Origin of the sequence: Deinococcus aquiradiocola, from assembly GCF_014646915.1 — a bacterium.
GTDB classification, from domain to species: Bacteria; Deinococcota; Deinococci; order Deinococcales; family Deinococcaceae; genus Deinococcus; species Deinococcus aquiradiocola.
In genome coordinates this window covers 167,778-187,305 of the sequence record NZ_BMOE01000007.1, presented here as the reverse complement: position 1 = coordinate 187,305, position 19,528 = coordinate 167,778, and the positions used below count along the sequence as shown (strand labels likewise).

At 64.0% G+C, this 19,528-nt stretch carries 20 protein-coding genes and 1 pseudogene; 15 read left to right on the top strand and 6 right to left on the bottom strand.

Annotation, left to right across the window (positions count from 1 at the left end; all coding sequences use genetic code 11):
- On the bottom strand, positions 1-867 hold an 867-nt coding region (locus IEY33_RS11895), incomplete at its 3' end, for a serine hydrolase (protein ID WP_188963496.1).
- Positions 868-1,402: 535 nt separating this feature from the next.
- Here IEY33_RS11895 and IEY33_RS11890 point away from each other — a divergent pair.
- Positions 1,403-1,768, top strand: coding sequence for a hypothetical protein (locus IEY33_RS11890; protein WP_188963495.1), 366 nt, complete (start codon positions 1,403-1,405; stop codon positions 1,766-1,768).
- 605 nt (positions 1,769-2,373) lie between these two features.
- Here the strand turns inward: IEY33_RS11890 and IEY33_RS11885 are convergent.
- Together IEY33_RS11885 and IEY33_RS11880 are read right to left on the bottom strand one after the other, a co-directional pair.
- Entirely contained in the window at positions 2,374-2,706 is a 333-nt protein-coding gene (locus IEY33_RS11885) for a type II toxin-antitoxin system PemK/MazF family toxin (RefSeq protein ID WP_188963494.1), read from the bottom strand.
- Complete coding sequence (locus IEY33_RS11880) at positions 2,706-2,963, bottom strand: AbrB/MazE/SpoVT family DNA-binding domain-containing protein (protein ID WP_188963493.1); 258 nt, start codon at positions 2,961-2,963, stop codon at positions 2,706-2,708. Before IEY33_RS11880 ends, IEY33_RS11885 begins: the two co-directional genes overlap by 1 nt.
- Before the next feature lie 597 nt (positions 2,964-3,560).
- Here IEY33_RS11880 and IEY33_RS11875 point away from each other — a divergent pair.
- From IEY33_RS11875 to IEY33_RS11865, 3 genes and pseudogenes are all read left to right on the top strand, one after another.
- Positions 3,561-4,040 carry a hypothetical protein gene (locus IEY33_RS11875; protein WP_188963492.1) on the top strand — a complete coding sequence of 160 codons (480 nt, stop codon included), beginning with the start codon at positions 3,561-3,563 and terminating at the stop codon, positions 4,038-4,040.
- A 75-nt stretch (positions 4,041-4,115) separates the two neighbouring features.
- A pseudogene (locus tag IEY33_RS11870) lies at positions 4,116-4,751 on the top strand (IS5 family transposase); the annotation flags it as partial.
- A gap of 184 nt (positions 4,752-4,935) precedes the next feature.
- Positions 4,936-5,898, top strand: a complete 963-nt coding sequence (locus IEY33_RS11865; RefSeq protein ID WP_188963507.1) for a WD40 repeat domain-containing protein — start codon at positions 4,936-4,938, stop codon at positions 5,896-5,898.
- A gap of 4 nt (positions 5,899-5,902) precedes the next feature.
- On the opposite strand, the gene IEY33_RS11860 is transcribed toward IEY33_RS11865, so the two are convergent.
- A protein-coding gene (locus IEY33_RS11860) for an IS5 family transposase (RefSeq protein ID WP_188963491.1) occupies positions 5,903-6,762 on the bottom strand; the annotation gives its coding sequence in 2 pieces (ribosomal slippage) (positions 5,903-6,387 and positions 6,387-6,762; 861 coding nt in all).
- A gap of 22 nt (positions 6,763-6,784) precedes the next feature.
- Between IEY33_RS11860 and IEY33_RS11855 the strand changes: the two genes are divergently transcribed.
- The gene (locus IEY33_RS11855; protein ID WP_188963490.1) at positions 6,785-7,234 is read left to right on the top strand and encodes a hypothetical protein; all 450 of its coding nucleotides are present in this window, start codon (positions 6,785-6,787) and stop codon (positions 7,232-7,234) included.
- Positions 7,235-7,384: 150 nt separating this feature from the next.
- Here IEY33_RS11855 and IEY33_RS11850 read toward each other — a convergent pair whose 3' ends face one another.
- A complete protein-coding gene (locus IEY33_RS11850) occupies positions 7,385-7,696 on the bottom strand; it encodes a hypothetical protein (RefSeq protein WP_188963489.1) in 312 nt (103 codons plus the stop codon).
- Positions 7,697-7,845: 149 nt separating this feature from the next.
- Between IEY33_RS11850 and IEY33_RS11845 the strand changes: the two genes are divergently transcribed.
- Together IEY33_RS11845 and IEY33_RS11840 are read left to right on the top strand one after the other, a co-directional pair.
- Complete coding sequence (locus IEY33_RS11845) at positions 7,846-8,292, top strand: hypothetical protein (protein ID WP_188963488.1); 447 nt, start codon at positions 7,846-7,848, stop codon at positions 8,290-8,292.
- Positions 8,293-9,280: 988 nt separating this feature from the next.
- Positions 9,281-10,051 carry a hypothetical protein gene (locus tag IEY33_RS11840; protein ID WP_188963487.1) on the top strand — a complete coding sequence of 257 codons (771 nt, stop codon included), beginning with the start codon at positions 9,281-9,283 and terminating at the stop codon, positions 10,049-10,051.
- A gap of 142 nt (positions 10,052-10,193) precedes the next feature.
- Here IEY33_RS11840 and IEY33_RS11835 read toward each other — a convergent pair whose 3' ends face one another.
- Positions 10,194-11,111 carry an aminoglycoside phosphotransferase family protein gene (locus IEY33_RS11835; RefSeq protein ID WP_188963486.1) on the bottom strand — a complete coding sequence of 306 codons (918 nt, stop codon included), beginning with the start codon at positions 11,109-11,111 and terminating at the stop codon, positions 10,194-10,196.
- A 209-nt stretch (positions 11,112-11,320) separates the two neighbouring features.
- On the opposite strand from IEY33_RS11835, the gene IEY33_RS11830 reads away from it, so the two are divergent.
- The 8 genes from IEY33_RS11830 (at position 11,321) to IEY33_RS11795 (ending at position 19,322) form a co-directional block, all read left to right on the top strand.
- Complete coding sequence (locus IEY33_RS11830) at positions 11,321-11,938, top strand: hypothetical protein (RefSeq protein WP_188963485.1); 618 nt, start codon at positions 11,321-11,323, stop codon at positions 11,936-11,938.
- Positions 11,939-12,520: 582 nt separating this feature from the next.
- Entirely contained in the window at positions 12,521-12,763 is a 243-nt protein-coding gene (locus tag IEY33_RS19320; protein WP_188963484.1) for a hypothetical protein, read from the top strand.
- Between the two features lie 179 nt (positions 12,764-12,942).
- Positions 12,943-13,950, top strand: a complete 1,008-nt coding sequence (locus IEY33_RS11820) for a LacI family DNA-binding transcriptional regulator (protein WP_188963483.1) — start codon at positions 12,943-12,945, stop codon at positions 13,948-13,950.
- A gap of 9 nt (positions 13,951-13,959) precedes the next feature.
- On the top strand, positions 13,960-15,750 hold the full coding sequence (locus tag IEY33_RS11815; RefSeq protein ID WP_188963482.1) for a glycoside hydrolase family 13 protein: 1,791 nt from the start codon (positions 13,960-13,962) through the stop codon (positions 15,748-15,750).
- Positions 15,751-15,795: 45 nt separating this feature from the next.
- Positions 15,796-16,992: an ABC transporter substrate-binding protein gene (locus IEY33_RS11810; protein ID WP_188963481.1), complete on the top strand. Its 1,197-nt coding sequence runs from the start codon at positions 15,796-15,798 to the stop codon at positions 16,990-16,992.
- Positions 16,993-17,053: 61 nt separating this feature from the next.
- Positions 17,054-17,977, top strand: coding sequence for a carbohydrate ABC transporter permease (locus tag IEY33_RS11805; protein ID WP_229670964.1), 924 nt, complete (start codon positions 17,054-17,056; stop codon positions 17,975-17,977).
- Positions 17,974-18,813, top strand: a complete 840-nt coding sequence (locus IEY33_RS11800; RefSeq protein ID WP_188963480.1) for a carbohydrate ABC transporter permease — start codon at positions 17,974-17,976, stop codon at positions 18,811-18,813. The genes IEY33_RS11805 and IEY33_RS11800 overlap by 4 nt, the downstream gene beginning before the upstream one ends.
- 122 nt (positions 18,814-18,935) lie before the next feature.
- Positions 18,936-19,322, top strand: a complete 387-nt coding sequence (locus IEY33_RS11795; RefSeq protein ID WP_188963479.1) for an excisionase family DNA-binding protein — start codon at positions 18,936-18,938, stop codon at positions 19,320-19,322.
- Positions 19,323-19,528 lie beyond the last annotated feature (206 nt).

Sequence of the window (19,528 nt, the reverse complement as noted above, 5' to 3'; positions counted from 1 at the left end):
CGCTTTCGCGCCCCAGTACGTGTACGGGAACGGCACCCCTTCCGTGGGTTTCGTGCAGCACCCGCTCGCCATGATCTCCCGGAAACGCGCCCGGGTCGCCGGCTGCAGCGTCGACTGCAGGAACAGCCTGGACAGCAGATCGCTGTACGCGCGTGCGGTGCTGCTGTTGAGGAGGGACACGTCGTTCTCCGGGTGGTAGTTCACACCGTTGAAGTACGTGTCCAGGCCGTCGTACACCGCCTGCTGATGCACGCCCTGCGCGAGGGTGTTGATGCGGGCCGCGACGTCACGCTTCTCCTGGGCGGGGAGCGCCGCGAAGCTGCGCGCACTGCTCCTGAGCGTTTCCGGTGTGGACGGGTCGATGATTTCGGGGACGAGGCCGCTCATGGCGGCCCAGAAGGCTTTGGTGGTGAGGTGGATGTGGGTGCAGGGGCTCAGCTGCGTCGTCCGTTCGGCGACCCGTGCGGGGTCGGCGGCCAGGTGAAGGATGTCGCTCGCGGTGTTGTCGGAGTTGCGGATGGTGAGTTCGGCGAGCCGGTCAAGGGTGTTGATCCGGTCCGGGGGGAACGCTTCGATGCTCTGGTTGGCGTCGGTGGTTTCGAACTGCTGGTCGAGGTGCAGGTGGCCGTCGTCGACCTGCTGGAGGACGGTGTACAGCAGCGTGGTCTTGAACGCGCTGGCGAGCGGGAGCTCCGTGTCCACGGGACCGTGCTGGACGTCGTGCGTCTTGCGGCCGTCCGGGAGATAGTGTGCGGCGTAGAAGGCGACGGTGCCGCTGACGTCGGGGGGCAGTGGGGGCGCCTCATGGTGGACGGGGGCCGCGGCGGGGGTGGACTCCTCGCAGGGGACGGGGTCGGACGACGACATGCGTTCCAGCATAGTGGACGGTCGCGCGCGCCGTGACGGCAGGTGTGACTGCCGTGCGGTGGACGGGCAGGAACGTGAAATGGCTCCGGAGAGGGCCTGCCCACAACTGGAGATCCTGAACCGCTTCACCCGACCGACAGCCGCTCAAATCACGTCCAGGACGACAACGCCGGTGCCCTGCTGGAGGCCGACACAGACGGATTCCGACGGAATCCGTACACCCCGCGGGAGGCCCTCCGCGTGGAACGACAAGGCACCCTGTGCGTTCCGGGAGCGGGCAGGCATCCTGCAGGGCTCGTCGTCGTGACCGGACGCGGCTGACCACGCCGGGCCTCTCCTCCTGCCCAGGACAAGGGCGGAGCCAGCGAGCAGGGGCGGTCTTCGGGCATGACCTGCAGAGAGACAGGCCTGATCCAGGGTGGGGTGCTGCCCCGTGGTACGGTGCGCCATGCCCGTCCATGCTGCCCGGTGCCCCGTTCGCTGATGGGCGAGAACCGCCGCTGGGATCCCGCGCGCCGCGCGCGCGCAGCTTCAGATGGAACGGGAGCGCCAGGAGGTGCAGTTGCGCGCCGAACTGACCGACACCCTGCTCACCGCCCTGTCCTCCGGGCCGGACGCGGCGTTCGCCGTGCAGCGGGCGGCCGGGCATGAACTCGTGACGCTCGGTCTCCTGCACCCCGACCTCCGTTTCGTCAGCAGCACCGGCGAGGTCGCGGACCGGACCGTCGTCCAGGGTGCGCCGGTCCAGCCGGACCCGCACGAGCTCGGGAACGCGGAGCCGCTGCAGCTGGTCCGGACCCGCCTGTACGAGGACAGCCGGATCGACCGGCGGGAACGTGAGGCCCTCGCGCGCCTCGCGCAGGAGATCCTGCAGCGCCTCGGGACCCTCGGTCCCAGATGACGGCCCAGACGCTTGGGCGTGACCTGGCGGGTCCGGAGAACAGGACCCTTCGGTCCCCAGGCTGTTCAGCAGGCTCCCCCCACCATTCAGAACGGATGGAGGCCCATTCGATTCCGGACGGGGGCACAACCGGTACCCTGAATCAATGCCGCTGTACCGCGCGGACGTCTGGACGTTCACCCCGCCCCACACCCTCCATTCCCTCGGGGAGCTCCCGACCATCACGGACGCCCTCAACGTCTGCCAGGGACACACCCCGGAGCGCCTCCGCTGGCACATGCCGACCCAGGGACGTTTCTTCGCGGTGAACAGCGTGGCCGAGTACCGGATCGTGCGAATTGAGCACCCCCGCCACGAACAGGAAGTACCGGTGACCGTCACCGGGCAGGACAGCGTCAGGCCATCCAGACCGCAGTGCGAAACAGTGCAAGTGAGGCGCAGTCCCCAAACGGACCATAGAGCAGAGAACAGCGTCTGAAACGCATTTCATCTCATGTTCTGCATCGACACGCAGCACGAGCCGACACGGACGCGCCTTCAATCGCTCGGGGGCGAGAGATGCCCGGCCTTGCGTTGAACGTGGCTCATCGGTGGAGTCGCGCTGGTCACTGCAGGAGCGTCGCCAGTTTTGCCAGCACCTCGTCCATGACGTCGTCCGGTACCCGTTCCAGTCGTGTCCCTGCGCGGGCTGCCAGGTCCAGCGCGCGCGGCTGGTCACAGCGGATGACGCCTCTCGTCTGCGTTCCGGCCTGGTCGAGCGATACGGCGAAGCCCAGGGTACGGGCGAACTGGCCGCCGGTCGTGATGGGCAGGACCACGGGCGTCCTGGTCAGCGTGTTGAAGGCGTCGGGTGAAACCAGCAGGACAGGACGTGTCCCGCGCTGTTCGTGTCCGGCGGTGGGGTCGAGGTTCACCCGGTAGATGTCGCCGCGTTGCATCAGAGCAGTTCGTTTCCGGTGGCAGGAGCGTCCAGCCAGGCCTGGTCTTCGGTGGTGATCGGCAGGTCCGGGTCGCACTGGGCGAGCAGGTCGCTCAGGCTGTACCGGGGTTTCCGGACCGGCAGGACGATCAGGTGACCGTCTTCCAGGGCGAGAGACACCATGGCGCCCTGCTGGAGTCCGAGGACGTCCAGCAGGGCCGGGGGGATACTGAGCATGACCGAGCCGCCGACCTTCCGGAGATGGGTGGTGTGCATGGTTATATTTTAGTATAACTTTGACCTTGAGTCAATTGAACTGTGAGGTCATGATCCGACTACTGGTCCGTCGATCGGCAAAAAAGTGATAGAAAGGCGTATGAGACACATTTCATGCGACCCGATGCGTTTTACTAAAAGTGTTTTCAAATGCTTTTTAGACACCACCTGTCATGAAGTGTAGACTGCTGATAGGCTATATAATCCCATCTCAGGAAAAAGTGGGATCAAATATGGATTCAGCGAAGCAAAAGTGAAGTTCCTCAATTCGTCAATGACTCAACTATAACAATTACCAAATCTCCTTTTACTTAGACAATTCAACTCTAGTTCAACGGTTTTTTCAAAATTATTATGACCTTGATCAGCCCATGATCTACAATTGTGCCTCATAAATTCCAGGGGTAAAGCAATCTACATGGGAACGCCTGAGCGGGTCGTATGTTTTTATGAACATAAACGGTGCGCCGATACCCTTCTTGTTTGCATATACAGGAGATGATCATTATGCCACCACGATCTTCCCTTTCACTCAATGACGCGCTCAAAAGAGATGTGAGAGTATTTTACTGTGTTCATACCGGGTCCGCGCATACCATGGATTACGTATTTAATTCCTATTCACCTTCCAGTGATAGTTTATCAGAATTGGTAGATTCAGGAGTATACGATAATTTTGTTTTCTTATACCCTGGACCGATAGGGAGTTATTTTGATATCATATCAAATTCGAGCGCGCTCAACGAAGTTTTCATCGAAGATAAGATATTTCTAGTAGAAAACGCTATATCTAACTACAACAGCAAAATTCCAGTGACCGAAAACGATATACGTATTAAATTCTCTGAAGAAGGGAGGGTCAAAATAAGCATTCTAGCTAATTACGATAGCGAGGGAATGAGCGTTGCTGATTTTTATACGGCATCGAATTATCTTTTGGAACTTATTGGTAAAATACGTAATGGGAAATTTACACATAAAGAAGTTCCCGAAATAGCCCAAGATATATATATTAAATCTTGTGTTCTTAACGACCTTATTGCAGTTTTTGAGATAATGCCCTTTTGGAAAACATAAACAGGCTTTTCCTGAGGCTGCCGAGATGCGGTTTGAAGTTTGAGTCAAAGGGTCTGGACACAGCAGAATGAAGCGGTGACCAGGCGCGGCTACCCCAGCGACATGGACGACGACACCTTCTTTTTCCTGCTGCCTTCCTTGCTCCTCAGCCCAAAAGATGCTAGGCAACGCAAATACCCGATCCGAGACGTCCTGAACGCGCTCCTTTGGGTGGCACGCACGGGGGCGCAATGGGCCTACCTGCCCCACGACTTCCCTCCCGCGGAGACGGTGCGCCAACAGGCGCACCGTTGGTTCACCGCTGGGTGTTTCGAGAATGCGGCTCATGACCTTCGCATGCTCAGCCGGATCGAGCAGTCCAGATCCGGTGAACCCACTGCTATCGTCATTGACAGCCGCACCTTGCAGAGCACGCCAGAGAGCGGACATCGCGCTGGATTCGACGGTGCCAAGAAGCGCAAGGGCACGAAGGTTCACCTGGCCGTGGACACGCTCGGTCACGTCCTGGCCGTGCTGACGACCCCAGCGAACGAACAGGACAGAGCACAGGTCAAAGACCTGTGCCTCGAAGTTCAGGAGGTGACGGGCGTCAACGTCGAGGTCGCGTACGCAGATCAGGGCTATACCGGCGCGCAGACGGCCCTGGAGGCCAGTCAGGCCGGTGTCGAACTGATCGTGGTGAAACGGCCTGAAGCGGTGAAAGGGTTCGTTCAGAAGGACCACCTTCGTCAAGGATTCGAATGCCGCATGACGGCGAGTACACTGGCCCGGCCGCCGTCCAAAGCCCACACCGCGCCCGCCAGACGACAGAGAAGCGAGTACCGCCTCCTGGTCGGCAGCCCGCCGAACGTCAAGTGCGGCCGGCGCTCCGGGTTCCCGGGAGCAAGATGGGGACGTGACTCGCTTCGGATCTGTCGGACAGCTCCTCGCCCTCATCGGCCTGCTCCTGGGACACGCCGCCGCCCTGAGCACCGGGCAGACGACGCGAGAAGGAGACTGGATCGGCTGGCACTGCCGCCTCGTCTCCAGTGTTCCGAGTTGCGCCCTGCAGCGCGTCTCCCCCCACGGTCGTGTCCTGGTGACGGCCGCCCTCCCGGAGGCGGAATTCCAGGCCGGTCAACTGGCGCTGAGCCCGGACGGCCGGACCCTCTACAGTGCCGGGGCCGCGCTCCACGCCTGGGACGCCCACACCCTGAAGCTGCGCTGGACCGCGCCGCCAGCCACAGCCGCCCGGCCGGCTGGGAGTGACCCTCCGGGCCGCATGCCCCCGCCACTGGCCCTCTCGCCCGACGGCCGACAGCTCGTCACGGCAGGCAGCGGGCCGGGCGAGGTCGAGCTGCGGGACACCAGCTCAGGGCAGCTGCGGCAGAGTCTCCCGCATCCCGGGCCATCGGCGATCACGCCGGACAACGCGTGGTCACTGGACGTCACTGCCCTAGCCTACGATCCCACGGGACGGCAACTGGCCATCGGTTCGCGCGCCGGCGGGATTCGCCTGCACGACCTGCGGACCGGCCAGGAGCGCCGACTCACCGGGCGTTGCGGCGGGGTCTCCCTCCCCTACCTCACCGCCCACCAGGGGTCGGTGGGTGGCCTCGTCTGGACGGGCACGGCCACTTTGATCAGCAGCGCGAACGACGAGACCGTGAAGCGCTGGGACACCTTAGCCGGACTGGAAGTGACCTGCCTGAGCGTCCCCGGAGGCACACGAGGGCTGCAGGTCCTCCCAGATGACCGACTGCTCGCGCTGGGCGTGACCTCCGCGACGCTGCTGGACGCGGGGCAGTTCCGGCGGGTGGCCCGACTGGGCCCGTTTCCTGCCATGTTGCGCGAATTGAGCGTGCTAGAGTGTGTCTGACGAATCAGAGCCAGAGTACGATACAGGCGATGTGCACGACCGACAGGAAATGCCAGCCCCGCTTGTCATACCGGGTGGCCACAGCTCGGAAGTCCTTCAGTCGATTGATGCAGCGCTCCACGAGGTTTCTCTCCTTATAGGCTTCCGGATTATGGCTGGGCGGCCGTCCACCTCGCTGTCCCCGCTTCAGCCGCGCTTTCTTCGCGTCTTCGCGCTCTGGACAGATACAGCGGATCCCACGGGCCCGGAGGGCCCGTCGGTACACTCCAGCTCCATATGCCCGATCCATCCGAAGACTGGTCGGACGCTTTCTCGGACGACCCTTCATCACCCTTGGCACCCGCACCGCGTCCAGGAGCGGGACGAGAAACGTCGGATCCGACGCTTGCCCGGCAGACACGAGGACGGCCATTGGCCGTCCTCGACCCTCGCTCAGGACGTGGATCTTGCTGGTCCGACCGCCCCGGCTGATCCCGAGCCATTCATTGACACAGCCCCCCTTTTTTCTCCGGCAGGAAGCGTTTTACGAGCCCCGCTCGCACTCCGCTGGGCTCGGATGTGGGTGCTGTCCACCGAAGCCTTGTCCCAGTCGATCTCGCCTTGCTGATCAGCCGTCGCCTGGATGGTCTGCAGCAGACGCAACCAGGTCCCATCTCTCGACCAGCGGACGAACCGGTCGTAGCAGGTCTGCCAGGGGCCGTATCGGCGGGGAACGTCGCGCCAGGGTGCACCTGTTTTGATGCGCCACAAGATGCCGTTCAGGACCTTGCGGTGCGAAGCGTACGCTTGGCCGCGCTTTGGGTTTCTCGGCAGCAGGGGTTGCAGCGCAACCCACTGCTGCGGCGTCAGGTCCGTCCGATGCATCCCCCGAATCTACGCGCTGCAGATGAGTTCCGTCAGACAGACCCTAGGCCGCACCATCCGGCTCACCGACGGCTCCAGCGATCGGGGCTGGGACCTGAAGTCCGGGCGGGAAGGCTGGGGGCAGGGCCGCCCGCTCGCTGGCCTGGATGAGCCAGGAGTCCGGGTGCGGGTCGGGCCGGACATGCGCGTCACCGTGACGCGCGGCAGGCAGATTCAGACGCTCAGCCCCCCGGCCGTGCCGCCCTTCAATGTATACGGGTCCGGTTATCCTGCCGGTTGGACGGTGGAACGGAGCGGGCCGGTCCTGACCGTCACGGCCAAGGCCAGTGTCCGCATCGGGGTGATGGACATGGCCGACATTGAGAACGTGTTCCGCTGGAATCTGACCACTGGCCGCCTGGAGCGCTGCGACACGGTCAGCACGACGGCGCTCGCCGGACAGGACCGCGCCTGCCCTGGGGCTTCACGGTGATCGTTGAGCCCCCGGCACTGGACGGCCGTGCTCGTCGAACGGGACTTCTGTCAGGACCATGTTCGAGTCCAAGGGGATGATCCGCCGGACGACTGGGCCGAACATGATCCCTCCCGTGCAGGTGGAATGTCCCGAAATCCTGCACTGCTGTCAGGTTCTTGCTGCTGCACTTCGGCGACGGCGGTTGTTGCGGCGCCGTTCGTGGGCGTCCTTCAGCAGCGGATCGTTCGGGCGGCGGATCCGGCGTGCCAGACGGCGTCGGCAGCTCAGGCAGTCGACCGGCGCGTCGCAGGGCACGCCTCCGTTCGCCAGCGGCCGACCACACAACGGCAGCAGCGTCTCGGCGTCACACAGGTGCACCTTTCCGGTCGTTCCGGCCCGGCGGGTGACGTGCGGACGCTTCAGGAGCGACCCGGTGACAGCGAGGTCCGTCTCCGGGCGGGCATTCAGGTCGGCAGCCATGCCCCGAGTCTGCCACGGGTCTCCACCGCGCTGTTGCTGCGGATCCATCCAGGGGCGACGCTCTGTCGTGGTGCTCCATGGCCTCAGCCACCCGCTCTCCCCCGGAGGACCGTCTTGTTTTCCTGGATTCCCCATGATGAACTCACCTCGTGCCCTACATCACCCTCAGTGAGCAGATCCGGAAGCTTCACAACCCTCAACGCAGCGATCTCTTCGTCAAGCAGCTGCGCACGGCCGTCCGGGAAGGCCACGTCCTGGCTGCCGACCTGCCCTCCCGCTTCGTGCTGCCCAAGCAGTACGTCCGGCGTGGCAGCACGGAGACGTACACCCGCAACGCCAACGACATGATCATCGACGCCACTCCGGCGTTCGAAGCTTGGTTCGGCACGGTGAACCGGGACCTGTCGCGCGCCCGGAGCGGCAAGATCAAGGTGAGTGCCGAGGCGATCGAGGCCGGACTGGTGGATTTCAAGGCGCTGGCCGCGCAGACGCGTACGAAGATGGGCGCCAGCTTCCAGAGAGGCCAGGCACTCGGGCAGGGCCGGGCGGCACCGGAGCACACCACGCCGAAGAAGGCGCCCACCAGGCGCGGGTGAGACCCGACAAGAGAACGGCTCGACGACGACTTCGAGGTCAATGGCGTCCGGGACGCAGAACAGCCGCACGGACCGGGTCTGGCCCGCCGTCATGGAGGCAGGACGGGTCCGGCATCACTTCATCTCGTCCTCCCATGTCTTCTGCCTGGGTCGGTCCCGGTATTTTGCTGCCCGGCAGAGACCGCAGCTGCAGACAGTGTTGGTCTTGCTGGCCTGACCAGCAAAACGGTACACCCAGCCCCAGACGGCGTTTGGAAGAGTCTCCCCGACGGAAGCGTATCTGAGCCTGTTGCGGATGATCCGCTGCCGATGATGACGAAGAATGGCCCGCGAGTGGCGCTTGTCTCTGATGATGTTCACCCCAGGCGTCGCGGGGGAACTTGGGCTGGGCAGACCCCGGAGGGGCGCTTCAGGCTGCCAGCCCGCGACGCCTGAAGCGCCGGGCAGGGATGTGCGTCATGGAGTCAGGATAGTCCGGTGGACGCGGGGGCTGCATCAGCACAATGGCGTGACCGTTGCAGACGGGTGAGGCGTGCTGGCACCGCGGGAATCCAGACGCAGCGGTCAACCCCCGGGAGAGACGCGGCTCGGTCTCCTGTACTTGGCTTTCCGCTCAGCCCCCGGGCCGCAGAACGAATCCTTCGCTCTCCCAGATCTGCCCTTCCGCTCAAGGCAGGCACGTTTCTGGGTACGGTCATCGAAATTCCCTCCTCCACCAACTGATTCGCCCACCTGCGTCCGGGTGCTGGCCCGAACCCGAACGAGAGGAGTGATTGAACGACAGACCCAGGCTGCCTTCAGCAGGGTCAGGGAAGTCGTCCGTTCCCGGTGGAGTTCACCGGGAACGGACGCTGACAGCACGTCCTCCGGAACCCAAGGGCGCGGTTCCAGGGGAACAGGAACGCCTGCGTGAGCGCGCGGAGCGTTCCCCGCCGCACGGACGACACTTGCCGTCACGCAGGGCCGGGCACGGCGCTAGCGTGACCGGGTGAATTCAACCTTCAAGTTCGTCCCGCTGCTCCTCGTCTCTGCGGCGCTCGCCGCCTGCGGAACGCCCAGCAGCACGATTGATCCCCTGCCCACCGGCGTCACCCCGACCGCGATCAGCGGCACCCTGAACGGCTGGACCGGCGGGGCCGCCACCGTCGCCCTGCTCGCCGACGACACCCGCGCCCAGGGTGCCGGCAACCCGGCCCTCAGCACCGGCACGCTGAACGCCGACGGGAGCTTCATGCTCGCGCTCCCGGGCGCGGAACAGGTCAAACCCTTCCTCGTCCCCGCCGCGGACCTGTTCGTCGCCAGCAATCCCAACTGCCTGGGGCAGTTCACCAGCAGCAACGCGGCCGCGCAGGGCTTCGTCGCGTACCGCCTCGACGTGCAGAAGAACGGCGCGTCCGTCATGAGCGCCGAACCGTTCTCGTTCACGGACGCGAGCGACGCGCAGAACGTCAATGGCACCGTCGTCAACCGCTTCTGGGTGTACAGCGACCAGGCGACGGTGCTCGGCGGTCAGCAGACCTGCAGTGCCAGCGCGAACGGCGTCATCACCGGGCTGCAGGCGAAGATGAACGCGAACCTGCACGCCGGATGGAACCTCATGCGTGAGGTGAGCACCCTGAACGTCGTGCGCGGCAGCAGCACGGCGTCCATCACGGTGGCGCTCCAGTCCAGCGACGATGCGAGCGGCCCGTGGGAGATGCAGTCGCTCGGCCAGCAGAGCGTCACCGCCGCCCACGTCGCCCCCTACCTGCCCCGCTGAAGGTCCGCCACGCCGGGCAGGACACCTGTGGGTGTCCTGCCCGGTCTCTTTATCCGGTGTCAATCCGGTTCCAGGGAAGCAGGTGATGATTCTGGCCTATCCTCGCGCGTCGCCCCTGGCCGGCCGTTCGCTCTTCCCCCTGTCAGCCTGCCTGAACCGTCCGGTGATCGTCCAGGATCTCCAGCAGCACCTGACGCGCCGCCGTGACCTCATCCCCCGCAGCACGGCCTTCCCTGAGCTGCCTGAGCTGCAGCAGCACCTTCCACAACGCCCACCCCCTGGCCCGGGCCCAGAGGCGCGCATCCGTCGCCAGTCCCGCCCTGAACACCACGCGACTCTCTCCCCTGAACACCGTCCAGGCGGGCACCAGGTCACACGCAGGATCCCCCACCCCGCAGCAGCCGAAGTCGATCACTCCGACCAGTCGACCTTCAGCGACCAACAGGTTGTTGACGGCCATGTCCCCATGGAACCACACGGGCCGCACCTCCTCGTGCGCGACCAGTGCCGCATCCCACACCGCCCGGGCGCCTTCCGTGTTCACCCATCCGGCAAGGTCGGTCAGGCACTCGCGTGTCTCCTCGTCATAGATCGCCAGCGCTCCTCCCCGGTGAAACGAGTGGGCTCCGGCAGGCGGGCCCCCACCGCGGTCGACGGCCTGCAGGTCGCTCAGGAAGCGCGCCACGTCCGCCGCGAAGGGACGCAGATCCGGCAGGTCGACACTGCCGGCAGGTTGACCGGCCAGCCAGCCGTACACCGACCACGGAAACGGATATCCATGACCGGGCTGCCCGAGGGCCACCGGGACGGGGATAGGCCAGGAGAGCGAGCCCGCCAGGACAGGAAGCCAACGGTGTTCCTTCTCGATCTGACGGACGTAGCCCTGAGCGCTGGGAAGACGGACGGACAGGTCGCTGCCGAGCCGGAAGGTCCGGTTGTCCCATCCCTGAGGCTCGGCAGCCTGAATGGGAAGGGTCGCCCACTGCGGGAACTGGGTTGTCAGGAGCTGACGAACCAGATCCACGGTCAGCGTGCGGGCATCAAAAGGAGGTGGGTGCATGTCAAGTGGATTATCCCTGGGACCTGCTGTGCAAGAAACGCCTCAGTGTCGGGCGGCAACGTGTCCGAGTCCCCGATCACCTCCCGCACAGCCCTCTCCTGTTGCGAATGACAGTCGAGATGCAGAACGGCCAATGCGGCCCCAGGAGCGCTGAACGCCCGGAGGCCACCTGGGGACCCGGACGCCCGCCAGCGATGCATGATGATCCCATGCTGTCCCTCCTCCTGAGCGCCGTGCTGGCCTGGCCCGTGACGTTCCCGGGAGGACCGACCATCACGCTCTCCCTTCCTGACGACAATCCGGATGATCCATCCACGTATTTCCGCCCGGAGACCGTCTTCAATCCGCAGCATTCGTCCGCGGCGGTCCTCCGGTGCGGCACGGCCGGTGCCAATCTCGATCGGTGCAGAGTGTTCCTGGTCGATCCATCCCGGGGAAGCCGCCCACTCCCGCAAGGGGAGATGGGTGGCTTCCCTGCCCTGAAGTGGACTCCAGACGGCCGGTACCTGATCGCCGCAGGTGAGCACTCACTTCGCCTGTGGAATCTCCGGGGGGACGTGCGAGGCATCACGCCTGGCGTCGCTGTCGATCCGCCGGAGCAGCTCCTCTCGCGGTGGGTGAAGGGTGTGGAAGTGCGCGGCCACTGGCTGTGTGTCCGCACCGAGGTCGAGCTGGGCGTCCCTCTCTATGCGAGTCCAGGACTTCCTGACGCGCACGTCGAATCCGGGCCGCCCCACACTCGCCATGTCGACGTCCGGCAGGCGTATCGCTGGCCGACCCTCCAGAACGGGACGCCCGCGGATGACCGTCGATGTCAGGGCATGTAGACGTCACGCTCCCCTGACCGTTCCTGGTCGTGGAGGCGCTGACGTGGCGCGACCTCAGCTGAGGTGGGACATGGGCAGCACGGTGAAGACGTGGAGACCAGACCAGGCGCCTTCCCTGGCCAGAAGGCGTGTGGAGGCTCGGCGTGGTCACGGGGGGGGGTCAGCCCTCCTACAGTTCCTCCTACAGAGTTGGCTGCCGACGGAGCGGCACTTCAGCAGGCACTCCCGACTTGGGATTCTTTTGTTTCTGAGCTGGGACCAGATGACGAACATCCTCGAGGAGTGGTCTTCTGGTGCGATGGGTAGGCGCGCCATCAGCAGGTCGCCGAGCAGTACCCCCAGGCGACCGCTCGCATCCTCTTCACGGCCGTCAGCATGCTGCAGGCGCAGCGCAGACTACTGAAGCACAGAGCGCGTCCCGGCCACCTCACACAGCAGCCGATCCGGAATCAGGAGGGGAGGCACGAGAAGGGGGACACCGAAAACCGTCACGAACAGCGGGGCTCGGTACACCTCGGAGCGCGGTTCGCACATGGTGATCCAGCAGGGAGGCGCCTCAGGTTCAGGTCGGAGCCGGGAGGGTTGTGCCTGACGGGCTGCTTCCTGCTCGGCCTGGCGCCGGGCTTCCTCTTCACGCCACTGGGCTTCGCGGGCCAGCAGGCGCAGACGGTTCACTTCGGTCTGACGCCCGGCGGTGCTGGTGCTTCCACAGGCGTTGCAGGGGCGGTGCCGGAAGAAGGTGGTGTCGAGCACCCGCACGACCGGCCGCTTCTGCAGGTCGAGGATGCCGACCGTGTGGGCCGCCACTTCCAGACCGGGATTTGATTGGCTTCCACTTTCTGGCGATGTACCTTCTGTTCTGTAACACCCTCAGGCCGCTTTTCGCATAGCGATCCTGGCAGCCTCTAGATCGCGGCAATGCAGGAAGGCGTTTCTGCTGCTTGCTCCCTTCTTCACTGACCTCTTGACGGACACACCTGTAAGCGCTTACAGTAAAAGTGTCAATGGACCCAACAATCAGCGATGTCGCGAGGCGCGCGAACGTCTCCACCGCGACCGTATCACGGGTCCTCAACGGACAGCAGTGGGTGGCGGATGAAACCAGAGCCAACGTCCTCCTGGCCGTCCAGGAGCTGAACTACAAACCCAATGCGGTCGCCCGAAGCCTGATGAACGCCCGGACGAAGACGCTCGCCATCATCTTCCCGAACGTCTCTGACGGCTTCTCCGGTACAGTGCTCAGCGGCGTGGAGGACGCAGCCCATGCGCAGGGATTCAGCATCATTGTCTGCAAGACCGGGGGCGGACGCGAACGGACCCTTGACTACCTGCAACTCCTGGCCGAGAAACGGGTGGACGGCATCATCTTCGCCAGCGAGGTGCTGCTGCCGGAGTACGCCACCTTCATCCAGAAGTTGCGGATTCCTCTGGTGGTGCTTTCCGGCGAGAGCAGCGACCCCAGCGTGCCGACCCTGCGCTGTGACGACCGGCTGGCCGCCTACACCGCCGCGGCATACCTGATCAGCCTGGGACACGAGCGGATCGGGATGATTTACGGCGGGGCGTACGGTACACCCGAGCAGAACGGGCGTGTGCGCGGTTTCGAGGAGGCGCACCGGGATCACGGTCTGGCGCTGACCGAGGGACAGGTGCAGTTGATGGACGGCTTCGCCTTCAAGGACGGGCAGGTCGGTGGGCAGCGGCTGCTGGCGACCCTCACGGATCTGACCGCCGTTTTTGCCAGCAGCGACGAGCTGGCCTTGGGGGTGATGTCAGCGGCGCACGCGCGAGGGCTCCAGGTCCCTGATGACCTTTCGGTGATGGGCTTCGATGACCTGCCGCTGGCCGAGATGTGCCTGCCGCCGCTCACCACCGTCCGCCAGCCACTGTATGGCATGGGTCGGCGGGCTGCCAGCCTGTTGCTTGATCACTTGCAGGGCATCCAGAAACTGGGCGAGAACGTAGTTTTTCCGACGACCATCGTCGAACGTCAGAGCGTCCGGCGACGTTAGGAGGTGACCATGTACGACACGGATTCATCGACTCAACCTGTAAGCGCTTACAGGTCGGCAAGCTCCCGGCAGACCGGCTGGTGGAAGCGCAGCGTGGTCTACCAGATCTACCCACGAAGCTTTCAGGACAGCGACGGAGACGGCATTGGCGACCTCAAGGGCATCAGGGCCCGGCTCGACTACCTGCACGACCTGGGCGCGGACGTCATCTGGCTCTGCCCGGTCTACCAGTCGCCGAACGACGACGGCGGGTACGACATCAGCGACTACCAGGCGATCCTGCCCGAGTTCGGAACCCTCGAAGACTTCAGTGACCTGCTGGACGGGCTGCACGCCCGCGGCATGAAACTCATCATGGACCTGGTGGTCAACCACACCAGCGACGAGCACCCCTGGTTCCTGGAATCGAGGAAGGGCCGTACCCTGCCGGACGGCACCCTCAACCCGTACCGCGACTATTACATCTGGCGCCCCGCGAGCGAGGACGGCCAGGAGCCCAACAACTGGGGCTCTCACTTCGGCGGCTCCGCCTGGAAGCTCGACCCTGAGCGCGGCGAGTACTTTCTCCACCTGTTCTCCCCACGACAGCCGGACCTCAACTGGGAGCACCCCGAGGTACGTCAGGAGATCTACCGCATGATGCGCTGGTGGCTCGACCAGGGCGTCGACGGCTTCCGGATGGACACCATCAACATGCTCAGCAAGGTCCCCGACTTTCCAGATGCTCCCCAGAAACAGGATGAGCGCTATCCGCTGGCCGAACTGCATTTCCTGAACGGCCCGCGCCTGCTGGAGTACCTGCGCGAGATGCGGCGCGAAGTACTCGACCACTACGACGTCCTGACCGTCGGCGAGGCCCCCGGCGTGAGTCCGGAACTCGGCGCGCAGTACACCCACGAAACCGAGGGCGTACTGAGCATGATCTTCCAGTTCGAGCAGATGGCGCTCGACAAGGATCTCGCCCATCCCACCCCCCGCTGGACACAGGTGCCCTGGAGCCTCGCCGCGCTCAAAGAGGTGACCGGGCGCTGGCAGCACGTCCTGCACGGACAGGGCTGGAACAGCGTGTACCTCTCGAACCACGATGTCCCCCGGATGGTTTCACGCTTCGGCGACGACGGCGAGTACCGCGTGCAGAGCGCCAAGCTGCTCGCGACCTTCCTGCACACCTTGCAGGGTACGCCGTACATCTACCAGGGTGACGAGATTGGCACCACCAACGTACAGTTCCGGAGCATCTCTGAGTACCGCGACGTGGACACCCTCAATCTCTGGCGTGAAGAGGTGACCGAGGGCGGCGGAGACCCGCAGGCCACCCTGGAGCGTATCTGGGCACAGGGGCGGGACAACGCCCGCACCCCGATGCAGTGGGACGCCACACCCGGTGCAGGCTTCACCACCGGCACGCCCTGGATCGGCGTGAATCCCAACCACACCACCGTCAACGTGCAGGCGGCCCTGGCTGACCCCGACTCGGTCTACTGGTATACCCGCGAGCTGATCCGGCTCCGGCAGGACCTCCCGGTGATCGTCGACGGCCGCTACGACCTGCTTCTACCTGACCATCCCCAGCTCTACGCCTACACCCGCACCACCGACACCGAACAGCTGCTGGTGCTTCTCAACTTCAGCCGTGAGCCGGTCACCCTCGACTGGCCCGCCGCGTCCCCCCCGGCCTGCTACCGGCTGCTGCTCTCCAATCTGGCGGCCACCCAACGTCCGGAGCTTCACCTGACCCTCGCCCCCTTCGAAGCGCGTGTGTATCACGCCCTCTCCAGCCAGGAAGTGCCTCAGGCCTGAGTCCGCTTCCTCCACCGTGTTCCGTCTCTCTCCATGAGGTGTTCTATGAAGCGTATGACCCTGCTGTCCACCCTGGCCCTCTCCCTCCTTGCCTCCAGCGCCTCCGCCGCCACCGAGATCGAGTTCTTCGTCGGGAACAAGGGCGTGGACACCTGGAAGCAGCTCTTCTCACAGTTCGAGAAACAGAACCCAGACATCAAGGTGAATCTGGTGGTCCCCCCGGACTTCGTGGCGGTGCTGAAGACCCGGATCGTCAAGAACAAGACCCCCGACATCGTGGCAATGGGAGGAGACACCAACTTCAAAGGCTTCGCCGAGGGCGGCGTGTTCAAGGACTACGCCAGCGACGCGCTGATCAGGAAGGTCAAGCCGATCTACGTGCAGCAACTGCAGTCGATCGTGGGCGGTAAAGAGGTCTACGGGATTCCCTACACCGCCAACACCATCGGCCTGATCTACAACGTCGACAAACTCAAAGCGCTGGGCGTGCAGCCGCCCACCACCTACAGCGCCTTCATTGCGGCGTTGAAGAAAGCCAAGGCGGCCGGACAGACCCCGCTGACCCTGACGCTCAAGGACGCCTGGGTGACACTGCCGTTCATGAACGCCATCGCGGTCAACACCGTCCCGGCCACCTTCGCGGCGCAGGAGACGGCCGGCAAGACCACCTTCCAGAAAGCGTACAGCGGCGTGGCCGACAAGATGCTGGAGATCGCCAGTTACAGCCAGGCCGATCCGCTCGGCACCAGTTACCCCGACGGCACCGCGTCGTTCGCCAGAGGCAACAGCGTGTTCTACATCCAGGGTGACTGGGCACTGCCTGACATTCTGGCCGCCAACCCCGGCGCGAAGGTCGCCATGGTTCCGTTCCCCGCCACCGATGCCAGAAACAAGGTGGTGAGCAGCGTGGACCTGCTGCTGGCAAGCAGTGCCAGCACCCGCCATCCAGCTGAGGTCGCCAAGCTGATGGCCTTCCTGACCACGCCTCAGAACGCGGTCACCTTCCAGAAAGCAGTGAACGCCCCGTCAGTGCAGATCGGCACGGTCCCCACCGACGCCCGCCTGGCGGCAATGAAGAGCAGTTACGCCAGTGGCAACATCGAGGGCGCACCGTTCAACCTGTTCCCGCCCGGCCTCTCGGCCGAGACCTTCTGGCAGGCCATGCTTCAGGACAAGAACAAGCAGAAGGCCCTCCAGGGGCTCGACAAGACCTGGGCCGACGTGCTGAAACGCAGCAACTGATCGATCAGAGCAGACGGAGCGGTGGACGACTGAAGCCCACCGCTCCGTCCCAGGAGAACGCATGAGTGTACTCTCGGATGACCGTCAGGTCAGCGCCGGCCTCACCGCGCCAAGAAAGCGTCGCCGGCAAGACCTGACTTTTCTGTTCATGGCGCTTCCCGCCGTGATCTTGTTCTTCGTCTTCCATACCTACCCGGCCGTCCAGGGCATCCTGTACAGCTTCACCAACTTCAAGGGGTTCGGGAACAACTATGACTTCGTCGGGCTGCGCAACTACGTCCAGATTTTCCAGGACGAGCGGGCCATGGCGGCCTACCGTTTCACCTTCCTGTTCGCCATCCTCTCGACCGTTCTCGTCAACGCCGTGGCGCTCGTCATCGCCATCGGCCTGAACAGCAACATCCGGTTCCGTAATACCCTGCGGGCCATCTACTTCCTGCCGAACATCCTCAGCGTACTGATCGTGGGGTTCATCTTCAACTACCTGTTCGCCAATCTGGTGCCCAAGATCGGTGCCGGCCTGGGGATCGCGTCGCTGTCGAAGAACATCCTGGGCGACCCGCACCTCGCCTGGATCGGGATCGTGTTCGTGGCAGTGTGGCAGGCGGCCGCGTTCAACATCATTCTGTACCTCGCGGGCCTGCAGACCATTCCCTATGACCTGTACGAGGCTGCCGACATCGACGGAGCCGGGCCGTGGCAGAAGTTCCGGAACATTACCTTCCCGATGATCGCGGCCTTCTTCACCATCAACATGGTGCTGGCAATGAAAGCGTTCCTGCAGGTGTTCGATCAGATCGTGGCCCTGACCGGCGGCGGCCCCGGCACCTCGACCGAGTCGGTGTCGTTCCTGATCTACAAGGGCGGCTTCGACGGCGGCCAGTTCGCCTATCAATCGGCCAACGCCGTGCTGTTCTTCATCGTACTGGTGGTGGTGTCACTGTTGCAGACGCGCTTCCTGCATCGCCGGGAGGTGGAAGCATGACGCACGGCCTGACCGAGAACAGGAAACCCAACTGGATCGTCACCGCGCTGCTGTGCGTGGCTGCCCTGACCGTCTTGGTCCCGCTGTACCTGGCGGTGGTCACGGCACTCAAGACCCCGCAGGAACTCGCAGAGTCGGTGTTCGCCCTCCCGCGTCAGATCCGGTGGCAGAACTTCAGCGACGCTGTGCGGCTCACCGACTTCTTCACGGCCTTCCGGACGAGCGCGCTCGTCACCGTCTCGGTGGTGATCCTGACGCTCGTCACCAACTCGCTGGTGGCCTACGCCATTGCGAGAAACCAGCACAAGAAGTTCTTCCGCTTCCTGTACTACTACTTCATCAGCGCGCTGTTTATTCCCTTCCCGATCATCATGCTTCCGGTGGTGAAGCAGACGAGTGCCTGGGGCATGGACAACCCCTACGGTCTGATCTTCCTGTATGTGGTCTACGGCCTGTCCTTCAACGTCTTCGTGTACGTGGGGTACATCAAATCCATTCCGCGTGAACTGGAGGAGGCCGCCACCATCGACGGCGCGACGACCTGGCAGACCTTCTGGAAGATCATCTTCCCGCTGCTGGCCCCGATGAACGCCACGGTCGGCATTCTGACCTGCCTGTGGGCCTGGAACGATTTCCTGCTGCCGCTGGTGATCATCTCAGATCCCAAGTTAGCCACCCTGCCGCTGGTGCAGTACATCTTCCAGGGGCAGTTCTCGACCAACTACAACCTCGCGTTCGCCTCATACCTGATGACGCTGGCCCCGATGGTCATCGTCTACCTGCTCGCTCAGCGCTGGATCATCAGCGGCGTGACCCAGGGAGCGGTCAAAGGCTGACTCCTCCACAAGGACCGTTCAACACTTGTAACAACAGGAGAGGAGAGTCGGATCGCTCCCCTTTGTGGTTTCGTTCGTTTCGTTCAAGCTGTTTATTTCGTATGCTTGTGGGAGGAGGTCACATGACTGCGCCCTTTATCCCGACGGCCGACGACACCCAGGCCGCCCAGCTGCAACTCGACCTGCTCCGTGCCCAGACCGACCGACTCCCCGTCCGGCTGGCCGAAGTCCTGGGAGGGCTGCTCGAAGACCTCGCCGCCGGACGAGCCGTGCAGGTCATCACCCTCGAGGAAGAGATCACCACCCAGCAGGCCGCCGAACTCCTGAACGTTAGCCGCCCTTACCTCGTGAAGCTGGTGGAGTCCGGCGCTCTCCCCCACCGGAAGGTCGGTCCCCGGCGCCGGCTGCATCTCGAAGACGTGCTGGCCTTCCGGGCCCGGCTGGACATGCAACGCCAGGCTGCACTCCAGGCGCTGGCCGATGACCTGCAAGAGCTGGGGCTCGATTGACGCTTGTCACTGCCCTGTACGACGCCAGCGTGCTCTACCCCTCGTTGACCCGGAATCTGCTCGTGCACTTGGCCACCTCCGGACTGGTGGCCGCCAGGTGGACTGAGCAGATCCAGGACGAGTGGACCAGGAACCTGCTGCAGGACCGCCCGGAGCTGACGCCCGAACGCATCTGGCTCTTTATTCCGGTACAACCATGCCCAGGA